Below are 10,698 nucleotides of genomic sequence, written 5' to 3' on the forward strand. Positions count from 1 at the left end.
ACGCTCAGGTCGCATGAGCGACCTGCACTGTCCGGCCACGGTGCTGCTCGTCGGTCCGGACCAGGACGCACGGGCGGTGTCACGGTTCCGGAACCGACGGGTGGCCGCGGTCTACGCCGACTCCGCGCCTGCGTCGGTCTCGACGGCTCGTCGGATCGCGGACGTCCTCGGCGTGGGCACGCCACCCCTGCAGGCCGCCACCGCCACGCCGGAGGCCTTGCGGGCCCTCGGGGACCAGCACCGCGGTGAGACGGTTCTCGTGGTCAGCGCCGACCCCGCTGCCTGCGGGTACCGGCTGCCGGTGGAGCTGGAGGTGGACGAGCTGGGGCTGCGCCTGGTCCCGAGCTCCTAGAACAGCCGGTGCTCGGAGCTGTCGATGCCCTTGAGGGCGTCGTAGTCCAGCGTCACGCAGCGGATGCCACGGTCGGTGGCGAGCACGCGGGCCTGCGGCTTGATCTCCTGGGCCGCGAACACCCCCGCCACGGGTGCCAGGTGCGGGTCGCGGTTCATCAGCTCGAGGTACCGGGTCAGCTGCTCGACCCCGTCGATGTCGCCCCGGCGCTTGATCTCGACCGCCACCGACGCGCCGGCCGCGTCGCGGCACAGGATGTCGACGGGTCCGATCGCCGTCATGTACTCGCGCCGCACGAGGGTGTAGCCCTGCCCGAGCGTGTGGATGTGCTCTGCGAGGAGCCTCTGCAGATGCGCCTCTACTCCGTCCTTGACCAGGCCCGGGTCGACGCCGAGCTCGTGCGAGGAGTCGTGCAGCACCTCGTGGATCAGGACCCGGAGCCGGTCGTCGGACTTGGCGTGCTGCACCTGCCAGACGGCCGAGACCCCTGCCGAGACCTCGTGCTCCTCGGGGGCGACCTCGGCCATCGCGCAGGGCGGGGACATCCAGTTGAGCGGCTTGTACGAGCCGCCGTCGCTGTGGACCAGGACGGACCCGTCCGCCTTGACGAGCAGCAGCCGGGTAGCCAGGGGCAGGTGGGCGGAGAGCCGCCCGTCGTAGTCCACCGAGCACTTCGCAATCACCACGCGCACGAGGCGTCACTCTACGGGCTTGTCCCCATTGCATCGGACCGCTCGCTGGCGCACACTCGAAATCACCGAGGTGAGAGAACATGCCGTATGTCGTGGGCAACGTGGCCGGTCTCGCTTTGGTCGTCGCCGCGATCGTTGGCGGAGTGCGCTGGCTGACCACAGGCCGGCCCCCTCGCCTCCTGCGACCGCCCGTCGACCGGGCGACGGCGTGGCTCGACGCACGGCGCCCTCCGTCGCCGCCGATGCCGCCGGTCCTGCTCGCTCTCGAGCTGAGCCGGCTCGCCAGCCACGTGCGGTACGTCGAGGAGTCGGACCTGCCTCGCAAGGCCGAGCGCCTGATGGCCGCCCGGCTCGCCTACGACCATGCCCTGCGGGACTACTGTCGCGCGGTCGACATCCCGGTCCCCACCGCCATCCGGGGGCTGTCGCGGGAGCAGCGTTTCGACATGGAGGAAGCCCTGATCGGCGCCGGCCACGAGTGGTGACGGATGCCTCACCCTGGCGAGGGTGGTGACCGTCACGCCTCCCGAGGGTCCACCTGGCACGCAGCCTCTGCCAGACTCGCGCCATGGCTCGTGAGTTCAGCAAGGTTGGCGTGGTCGGTCTGGGCACCATGGGTGCCGGCATCGTCGAGGTGTTCGCCCGCAACGGGATCGACGTGGTGGCGGTCGAGGTCGACGACGCCGCGGTCGAGAGGGGGCGCGGAGTCCTGGAGAACTCGACCGGGCGCGCCGTCGCTCGCGGCAAGCTCACCGAGCAGGACCAGAGCGCACTGCACTCGAGGGTGCACTTCAGCGCCAGCATGGACGAGCTGGCCGACTGCGAGCTGGTCGTCGAGGCGGTCCCCGAGCACCTCGAGCTCAAGAAGGACATCTTCGGCAAGCTCGACGCCATCGTCGGGCCCGACGCGGTGCTCGCCACCAACACCTCGTCGCTCTCGGTGACCGAGATCGCCGTCGCAACCAGCAACCCCAAGCGCGTCGTGGGCATGCACTTCTTCAACCCGGCACCCGTGCTGCAGTTCGTCGAGGTCGTCCGGACCGTCGTCACCGAGGACGAGGTCTTCGAGGACGTCAAGGCCCTCGCGCAGCGGCTCGGCAAGCAGCCGGTCATCGTCGGTGACAAGGCCGGGTTCATCGCCAACGCGCTGCTCTTCGGCTACCTCAACCACGCGGTCTCCATGTTCGAGTCCAAGTACGCCTCGCGCGAGGACATCGACGCCGCGATGCGGCTCGGCTGCGGCTACCCCATGGGGCCGCTCGCGCTGATGGACCTCATCGGGCTCGACACGGCATACGAGATCCTCGACACGATGTACAAACAGGGTCGCGACCGGCTGCACGCCCCGAGCCCGATCATCAAGCAGATGGTCAGCGCCGGGCTCAAGGGCCGCAAGAGCGGTCGCGGGTTCTACACCTACGCCCAGCCGGGCAGCTCCCAGGTCGCGGACGACGCACTCACCCCGCGCCCCGCCGGTGAGTCGGGCGCGACGCTGCGCAGCGTACGCACGGTGGGTGTCGTGGGGTCGGGAACCATGGCGACCGGCATCATCGAGGTCTTCGCCAAGGCCGGTTACGACGTCGTCTACGTGACCCGCAGCCAGCCCAAGGTCGATGCCGTGACCGCGTCGATCCGCAAGTCCCTCGAGAAGGCCGTCCAGCGCGGCAAGCTCACCGAGGAGGCCCGGACGGCCGCGTTGGGCCACCTGCGCGGCACGACGTCGCTGGACGACCTCGCCGACGTGGATCTCGTGGTGGAGGCCGTCGTCGAGGACCTGGCCGTCAAGAAGGCCCTGTTCGAGAACCTCGACGAGATCTGCCGCCCCGGCGCGATCCTCGCGACGACCACGTCCAGCCTCCCGGTCGTCGACTGTGCCTCGGCCACGAGCCGCCCCCAGGACGTCATCGGGATGCACTTCTTCAACCCCGCCCAGGTCATGAAGCTGGTCGAGGTCGTGCACACGGTCTCCACGGCCGAGGACGTCATCGCGACCGTCCAGGACCTGTGCGCCAAGGTCGGCAAGCACGCTGTCACCTGTGGCGACCGGTCGGGTTTCATCGTCAACGCGCTGCTGTTCCCCTACCTCAACGACGCTGTTCGCATGCTCAGCGCCAACTACGCCACCGCGGACGACATCGACACGGCGATGAAGACGGGCTGCGGTCTGCCCATGGGGCCGTTCGAGCTGCTCGACGTGGTCGGCCTCGACGTGTCGCTGGCCATCCAGCGCGAGCTCTATCTCGAGTTCCGCGAGCCCGGGTTCGCTCCTGCGCCCCTCCTGGAGCACCTCGTCACCGCCGGATACCTGGGCCGCAAGACGGGGCGAGGGTTCCGCACCTACGCCTGAGGCTCCGGCGGTCCCCCTCGGGCGCCTGAGAGGATGGGGCCATGCCCCGGCCCAACCGGCGTCGCCGCGACGACGCGCCCCTCAACGTCGCCCGTGCGGTCGGCGGGCTGGTGCGCCGCGAGCCGTATGCCGGCAGCGAGTGGTTCGTCCGCCGCGTGAGCGGGGCAGGTGCGACTCGCGCCTACCTCTGCCCGGGCTGCCAGCAGACCATCGCCCTGGGGACGCCGCACGTCGTCGCGTGGCCTGCCGAGGGCATCGGCGGTCTGGACGACCGGCGGCACTGGCACACGAGGTGCTGGGACGCCCGGGATCGGCGGCATCCTCGGGGCGCCACGCGGTGAGCCCACGAGGTCAGGGCAGACAGACCCAGACGTCCGTGCACCACAGGCGTCAGTGCCGCGACTGACGCGGCACCAGCACCTCTTCGTACAGCAGGAGGAGGCCGGCCGCGACGGGGATGGCCAGGAGGGCTCCGAGGACTCCGAGGAGGGTGCCGCCCGCCAGCGCCGCGACCACGGTGGCCGCCCCGGGCACCGACACCGTGTGGCGCATGATCCTCGGCATCACGACGTAGTTCTCGATCTGCTGGTAGACGATGTAGTACACCGCGGCGATGATCGCCTTGCGGGGCTCGTCGAACACGGCGACCAGGCAGACCAGCGTGGCCGCGCTCGTCGCGCCCACCATGGGGATCAGCCCGAGGAAGCCCACGGCGACCGCGAGCACGGCGGCATACTGGATGCCCACGATCGACATCATGATCCATGAGCAGAACGCGTTGATGGTGGCGACGACGACCTGACCGATGGCGTACGACCCGGTCCGCCGCATGATCTCCTCGGACAGGGAGACCACCCGCGGCCGTCGCGAGGCGGGCACGATCTCGTAGATGCCCTGCTTGACCCGGGGGAGCGACGCCAGCAGGAACAGCGTGAGGACCAGGACGGTGAACGCCTCGAAGATGCCGCCGATGACCGCCGCACCGATGCCGAGGACACCGCCGAAGACCTGGCTGAGGAAGTTGCTGTCGGTGAGCTTCTTGTTGACCTCGGCCTGGACCTTGTCGACGACCCCGTAGTGCCGGTCGATGTTCCGGACGTAGGAGCTGTTGAGGACCTGATGGAGCCAGTCGGGCGCCTGCTTGATCAGGGCCGACCCTTGGCTGACGACCGGGGGCACCACGAGCAGACCGAGCAGCGTGAAGACCAGGACCACGCCGACGAACACCACTGCCACCGCCCCGGCGCGACTGAGACGACCACGGGTCAGCAGCTCGACCAGCGGGTTGAGGGCGAGCGTCAGGAACATCGAGACGACGATGAGCGTGAGGACCGTCGTCAGCCGGCCCACGGTCTCCCAGAGCAGCAGCGCCGTGAGGACCCCGAGCGCGCCCACGAACCCCAGATAGAACGGGGACTGGCGGTTGAGGGGCCGACCGGCGCGACCATAGGGCAGCTCGTCGCGCGAGTCCTCCTCGGCCCCCCCACCCAGTGTGTCGCGGTCCGTGGGCACCGGGCCCCGCGAGGCGCCATCGGGTGCGCCGGGGCCTGCTGGCCCCTCGGGCAACAGCCCGCGCAGCAGGTCGGGGCCGAAGGGCGCACGGTCGGTGCCCTGCTCCGGCAGGTTACTGGCGCGCAGCGCTTCGAGCTGGCTGCGCTGGAACGCGCGCCACCGGGTCAGCAGGGACATGTCTTGACCCTAGGGCACGCGCTCCAGCAGCCAGCGTCAACGTCGCAGGTCAGGTGTTGCGGAACCGGTTGATCGCGTCCTCGTGGACGGCGCGCTTCTCGGGGTTCGACACCCCGAGGCCGCCCTCCGGCGCCAACGTGAGCACGCCGACCTTGCCCTGGTGGAGGTTCTTGTGGACGTCGTACGTCGCCTGGCCCACCTCGTCGATGCCGTACGTCTTGGACAACGTCGGGTGGATGAGACCCCGGTTGATCAGGTCGTTGGCCTCCCACGCCTCGCGGTAGTTGGCGAAGTGCGAGCCGATGATCCGCTTGAGGTTCATCCAGAGGTAGCGGTTGTCGTAGGAGTGCATGTATCCACTGGTCGAGGCGCAGGTGACGATCGTCCCGCCCTTCTTGGCCACGTAGACGCTCGCGCCGAAGGTCTCTCGGCCGGGGTGCTCGAAGACGATGTCGACGTCGTCACCGCCGGTCAGCTCGCGGATCCGCTTGCCGAACCGGTTCCACTCCTTGGGGTCCTGGGTGTCCTCGTCCTTCCAGAACTTGTAGTCCTCCTCGCTCCGGTCGATGACCAGTTCGGCACCCATCGACCGGACGATGTCGGCCTTCTCGGCGCTGCTGACCACGCACACCGGGATCGCGCCGCCGTTGAGGGCCATCTGCGTCGCGTAGGAGCCCAGGCCACCCGAGGCGCCCCAGATCAGGACGACGTCGCCCTGCTTCATGTTCGCGCCGTTGTGGCTGACCAGCTGCCGGTAGGCGGTGGAGTTGACCAGCCCGGGGGCGGCCGCCTCCTCCCAGGTCAGGTGCGCCGGCTTGGGCATCAGCTGGTTGCTCTTGACCAGCGCGAGCTCGGCCAGGCCACCGAAGTTGGTCTCGAAGCCCCAGATGCGCTGCTGCGGGTCCATCATCGTGTCGTCGTGCCCGGCGGCGTCCTCCAGCTCCACCGACAGGCAGTGCGCCACGACCTCGTCGCCGGCCTTCCACTTGGTCACGCCAGGGCCGACCTGCAGGACGACGCCGGCGAGGTCGGAGCCCACCACGTGGTAGGGCAGGTCGTGCCGCTTGGTCAGCTCGGAGACCTTGCCGTAGCGCTCCAGGAAGCCGAACGTGGAGACCGGCTCGAAGATCGACGTCCAGACGGTGTTGTAGTTCACCGACGACGCCATGACGGCGACGATCGCCTCACCCGGGCCGAGCTCCGGGGTGGCGACCTCCTCGACGTGCAGCGACTTGCGCGGGTCCTTCTCCTTGGCCTCGAGGCCCTCGAACATGTCCTGCTCGTCCTTGCGCACCAGCACCGCGCGGTAGGACTCCGGCACCTTCATGCCTGCCACAGCGTCCAGCTGGTCGGCGAGGATGGCGTCCCTGATCTCGTTCACGCGTACTCCCGGGTCTTCGTCGGCTCGGTGTGGTGCTCTGAGGTTTCGGTGGGCGGGCGGGGAAAGCTGACTGCGGTGGAGCTATGTTACCGATGGGTAACCGTTACGGCGAGTCCGGTCAATGGCCGATGTCGGCGGGCTGGACGAGCTCGACCAGCACGCCGCCGGTGTCCTTCGGGTGCACGAAGTTGACCCGGCTGTCGGCGGTGCCGCGCTTCGGGGCGTCGTAGAGCAGCCGCAGCCCCCGCTCGCGCAGGGTCGCGCTGACCGCCTCGACGTCCTCGACCCGGAAGGCCAGCTGCTGGAGGCCCGGTCCGGAGCGGCCGATGAACTTCGCGATGGTCGACTCCGGCGTCAGCGGAGCGAGGAGCTGGATCCGCGTGGTGCCGTCGCCGACGGCGAGCATCGCCTCGCGGACGCCCTGCTCCTCGTTGGTCTCCTCGTGCACCGACTGCACGCCGAAGGCCTGCGCGTAGAAGGCGATCGCCTCGTCCAGGTCGGGGACGGCGATGCCGACGTGGTCGATCGTGGTGAACAGCTCGCCGGGCAGCCCGGCCTGGTCGTTGGTCACGCGGGCATCCTGCCGCTAGACGTCTCAGACGTCACATCGATGTGGCCACGGTCACGCGGGCGGGGGAGCACACTGCCGCGGGGTGGCTCGTTGACCAGGGCGCCTTATCCTGATGGGCACCGGAACTGCACACGACACGGCTGCCAACGGCGGCGGCCCGGCACTGGAGGCCCCATGTCCCGCTCCGTCATCGTCAGCGGCGCCCGCACCCCGATGGGCCGCCTGCTCGGCTCGCTGAAGGACTTCTCCGCGGCCGACCTCGGCGGCGTCGCCATCAAGGCCGCTCTGGAGCGGGCCGGCATCTCCGGGGACCAGGTCGACTACGTGATCATGGGCCAGGTCATCCAGGCCGGCGCCGGCCAGAACCCCGCCCGCCCGGCCGCGGTGGCCGGCGGCATCCCGATGTCGGTGCCCTCGTTCACGCTGAACAAGGTCTGCCTGTCGGGCCTCGACGCGATCGCCCTGGCCGACCAGCTCATCCGCGCCGGCGAGTTCGACGTCGTCGTCGCCGGCGGCATGGAGTCGATGACCCAGGCGCCGCACCTGCTGGCCAACTCCCGCACCGGCACGAAGTACGGCGACACGAAGCTCGTCGACTCGATGGCACACGACGGTCTCTCCGACACCTTCGACCAGGTCGCCATGGGCGTGCTCACCGAGCAGGCCAACAGCCGGTACGACCTGACCCGCGAGGAGCAGGACCGGTTCGCGGCCGAGAGCCACCAGAAGGCGGCGCGCGCGGCCAAGAACGGGATCTTCGACGAGGAGATCACCCCCGTCCTGATCCCGCAGCGCAAGGGCGACCCGATCGAGTTCCGCGAGGACGAGGGCATCCGCCCCGACACCACGGCCGAGAGCCTGTCCAAGCTCAAGCCCGCCTTCGCCAAGGACGGCACGATCACCGCCGGCACGGCGTCCCAGATCTCCGACGGCGCCTGCGCGGTCGTCGTCATGAGTGCCGAGAAGGCAGCCGAGCTCGGCTGCACCGTCATCGCCGAGATCGGCGCCCACGGGGTCGTCGCCGGCCCGGACGCCACCCTGCAGAGCCAGCCGTCGCGGGCCATCCAGAAGGCCTGCGCTCGCGAGGGTCTCGACCCGAAGGACCTCGACCTCGTCGAGCTCAACGAGGCGTTCGCCGCGGTGGGCATCGTCTCCACCCGCGAGCTCGGCATCGACCCGGAGAAGGTCAACCCGAACGGTGGGGCCATCGCGCTGGGCCACCCGGTCGGCATGAGCGGCGCCCGCATCGTGCTCGACCTGGCCCTGGAGCTGCGCCGCCGTGGTGGCGGTGTCGGTGCCGCGGCGCTGTGCGGCGGCGGCGGCCAGGGCGACGCGCTGATCCTGCACGTGCCCGCCAAGGCGTGACATCGGAAGGAATCGCGGTCCAGACCGCCGCTCCTGACGTTCCTCGCGGGCGGCGGGGGCGGCGGTCGGCCGACGTCCCGGCGCTCGTCGCCGGCGCCCGGGACGGGGACGCGCGCTCGGTCGCCCGGCTGATCTCGCTGGTCGAGGACGCCAGCCCGGCCCTGCGCGAGGTCGCCGCAGCGCTCTCCCCGCACACCGGCCACGCGCAGGTCATCGGGCTCACCGGTTCGCCCGGGGTCGGCAAGTCCACGACGACGACGGCGCTCGTGCGGGCGTTCCGCGCGGCCGGCAAGCGCGTCGGCGTCCTGGCCGTCGACCCGTCGTCGCCGTTCTCCGGCGGCGCCCTGCTCGGCGACCGCGTACGGATGCAGGACCACGCCGGCGACGCCGGGGTCTACATCCGCTCGATGGCCTCGCGCGGGCACCTCGGCGGGCTGGCGTGGGCCACCCCGCAGGCGCTCCGGGTGCTCGACGCCGCCGGGTGCGACGTCGTCCTGATCGAAACCGTGGGTGTCGGGCAGTCGGAGCTCGAGATCGCCTCGCTGGCCGACACCACGATGGTGCTGGTAGCCCCCGGTATGGGCGACGGCATCCAGGCCGCCAAGGCGGGCATCCTCGAGGTCGCCGACCTGTTCGTCGTCAACAAGGCCGACCGGGACGGCGCGGACCAGACCGTGCGTGACCTGCGGTACATGCAGTCCCTGGGTGGCCGGTTCGCCGAGCCCGGGCACTGGCGCCCGCCGATCTGCAGGACCGTGGCCTCCCGCGAGGCCGACAACGGCATCGACAAGGTGCTCGAGAAGGTCGAGGAGCACCGGCTCTGGCTGGAGTCCTCCGGTGAGGGGCAACGGCGTCGCGAGGAGCGGGCCGCGCGCGAGATCGAGGCGATCGCGCTCGCGACCCTGCGGGAACGGCTGGCCGACGTGCACGGCTCCGCGGCCCTCGGCTCCCTCGCCGGTTCGGTCGTCGCGGGGGAGACCGACCCCTTCCGGGCGGCGGACGAACTTCTCGACAAGCTCTAGAACGGGCAGGCCGGCCGAGGTCCGGCGAGGATGGGCGGGTGAACGGGAGACCGGACGCCGTCGTCGTCGGGGCGGGACCCAATGGGCTGGCCGGCGCGCTGCGGCTGGCTGCTGCCGGGCTGCGGGTGCAGGTCGTCGAGGCGGCTGAGCGCCCCGGGGGCGGGATGCGCACCGAGGAGCTCATGCGTCCCGGGTTCCACCACGACGTCTGCTCGACCGTCCAGCCGATGGCCGCGGCCGCACCCTTCTTCCGGGAGTTCGATCCCGAGAGCCGCGGCGTCCGCCTCGTCCTGCCGGAGGTCAACTTCGCCCATCCCCTCGACGGCGGCCGGGCGGCGGTGTCGCTGCGCTCGCTGGAGGAGACCGCGGCGGGACTCGGGGAGGACGCGGCCGCCTACCGCCGGCTCTTCGGGCCGCTGGTCGAGCACGGCACCGACGTCGTCGACTTCTTCCTGACGAGCAAGCTGCGCAGCGTGCCCACCCGCAGCCCGGTGGAGATCGCGAAGTTCGGGCTCAACGGCCTGCCGAACGTGCACTGGCTCGCGCACCGGTACTTCCGGACCGAGGGCGCACGCGCACTGATCGGGGGCGCCGCGGCGCACGGCATGCTCGACCTCAGCCAGCCGCTCACCTCGGCGCTCGGGATGCTGCTGACGATGCTGTCCCACCACGTGGGGTGGCCTCTGGTCGAGGGCGGGTCGCAGCAGCTCGCCGACGCGATGGTCACCGCGCTCGAGGAGCAGGGTGGCGAGGTGGTGACCGGCCACCACGTCACCGACCTGCGCGAGTTCGACGGCGTCCCGGCCGTGCTCCTGGACACGACGCCCGAGGCCTTCGTGTCCATGGCCGGCGACCGGGTGAACGAGGGCTACAAGCGGTGGGTCTCCCGCTACACGCACGGCGCGGGCGTGTTCAAGATCGACTGGATCCTGTCCGAGCCGGTGCCGTGGACCAACCCCGACGTCCGCCGCGCCGGCACGGTGCACATCGCCGGCACCCTCGACGAGACGATCGCGGGGGAGCGGGCACCCAATCAGGGCCGGCTCACCGACAAGCCGTACGTGCTCGCGGTGCAGCCGACGGTGCCCGACCCCACCCGCGCGCCGGCCGGCGGGCACATCCTCTGGGCGTACGTGCACGTGCCGCACGGCTCCGGGGCGGACATGACGGAGGCGATCGAGAACCAGATCGAGCGCTTCGCGCCGGGCTTCCGGGACACGGTCGTCGACCGTTACACGAAGACCGCCGTGCAGATGGAGCAGTGGAACCCCAGCTACCT

11 protein-coding genes are annotated in these 10,698 nt (G+C 70.7%); 7 read left to right on the plus strand and 4 right to left on the minus strand.

The window, feature by feature from the left end:
• The first annotated feature begins 13 nt into the window (after positions 1 to 13).
• Positions 14 to 352: a hypothetical protein gene (locus VGN50_RS04485; RefSeq protein WP_327443462.1), complete on the plus strand. Its 339-nt coding sequence runs from the start codon at positions 14 to 16 to the stop codon at positions 350 to 352.
• Here the strand turns inward: VGN50_RS04485 and nucS are convergent.
• Positions 349 to 1,044, minus strand: a complete 696-nt coding sequence (nucS, locus tag VGN50_RS04490; RefSeq protein ID WP_327443464.1) for an endonuclease NucS — start codon at positions 1,042 to 1,044, stop codon at positions 349 to 351. The two genes, VGN50_RS04485 and nucS, sit on opposite strands and share 4 nt — an antisense overlap.
• Before the next feature lie 80 nt (positions 1,045 to 1,124).
• On the opposite strand from nucS, the gene VGN50_RS04495 reads away from it, so the two are divergent.
• The 3 genes from VGN50_RS04495 (at position 1,125) to VGN50_RS04505 (ending at position 3,732) form a co-directional block, all read left to right on the plus strand.
• Positions 1,125 to 1,529 carry a hypothetical protein gene (locus VGN50_RS04495; RefSeq protein ID WP_327443466.1) on the plus strand — a complete coding sequence of 135 codons (405 nt, stop codon included), beginning with the start codon at positions 1,125 to 1,127 and terminating at the stop codon, positions 1,527 to 1,529.
• A gap of 83 nt (positions 1,530 to 1,612) precedes the next feature.
• On the plus strand, positions 1,613 to 3,391 hold the full coding sequence (locus VGN50_RS04500) for a 3-hydroxybutyryl-CoA dehydrogenase (protein WP_327443467.1): 1,779 nt from the start codon (positions 1,613 to 1,615) through the stop codon (positions 3,389 to 3,391).
• Positions 3,392 to 3,432: 41 nt separating this feature from the next.
• Entirely contained in the window at positions 3,433 to 3,732 is a 300-nt protein-coding gene (locus VGN50_RS04505) for a hypothetical protein (RefSeq protein ID WP_327443468.1), read from the plus strand.
• Positions 3,733 to 3,781: 49 nt separating this feature from the next.
• On the opposite strand, the gene VGN50_RS04510 is transcribed toward VGN50_RS04505, so the two are convergent.
• The 3 genes from VGN50_RS04510 to mce form a co-directional block, all read right to left on the minus strand.
• Positions 3,782 to 5,080, minus strand: coding sequence for an AI-2E family transporter (locus tag VGN50_RS04510; protein ID WP_327443469.1), 1,299 nt, complete (start codon positions 5,078 to 5,080; stop codon positions 3,782 to 3,784).
• 49 nt (positions 5,081 to 5,129) lie between these two features.
• Entirely contained in the window at positions 5,130 to 6,461 is a 1,332-nt protein-coding gene (gene ccrA, locus VGN50_RS04515; protein WP_327443470.1) for a crotonyl-CoA carboxylase/reductase, read from the minus strand.
• Positions 6,462 to 6,579: 118 nt separating this feature from the next.
• Positions 6,580 to 7,032 (minus strand): methylmalonyl-CoA epimerase, encoded by a 453-nt coding sequence (gene mce / locus VGN50_RS04520; RefSeq protein WP_327443471.1) that lies wholly within the window; start codon positions 7,030 to 7,032, stop codon positions 6,580 to 6,582.
• Positions 7,033 to 7,206: 174 nt separating this feature from the next.
• On the opposite strand from mce, the gene VGN50_RS04525 reads away from it, so the two are divergent.
• From VGN50_RS04525 to VGN50_RS04535, 3 genes are all read left to right on the plus strand, one after another.
• On the plus strand, positions 7,207 to 8,397 hold the full coding sequence (locus tag VGN50_RS04525; protein WP_327443472.1) for an acetyl-CoA C-acetyltransferase: 1,191 nt from the start codon (positions 7,207 to 7,209) through the stop codon (positions 8,395 to 8,397).
• An 11-nt stretch (positions 8,398 to 8,408) separates the two neighbouring features.
• Entirely contained in the window at positions 8,409 to 9,419 is a 1,011-nt protein-coding gene (meaB, locus tag VGN50_RS04530) for a methylmalonyl Co-A mutase-associated GTPase MeaB (RefSeq protein WP_327443476.1), read from the plus strand.
• Positions 9,420 to 9,457: 38 nt separating this feature from the next.
• Positions 9,458 to 10,698 (plus strand): NAD(P)/FAD-dependent oxidoreductase (locus tag VGN50_RS04535; RefSeq protein ID WP_327443473.1); only part of this gene is annotated, 1,241 nt, incomplete at its 3' end.

This window comes from Pedococcus sp. (genome assembly GCF_036000045.1).
Classification (GTDB): Bacteria; Actinomycetota; Actinomycetes; order Actinomycetales; family Dermatophilaceae; genus Pedococcus.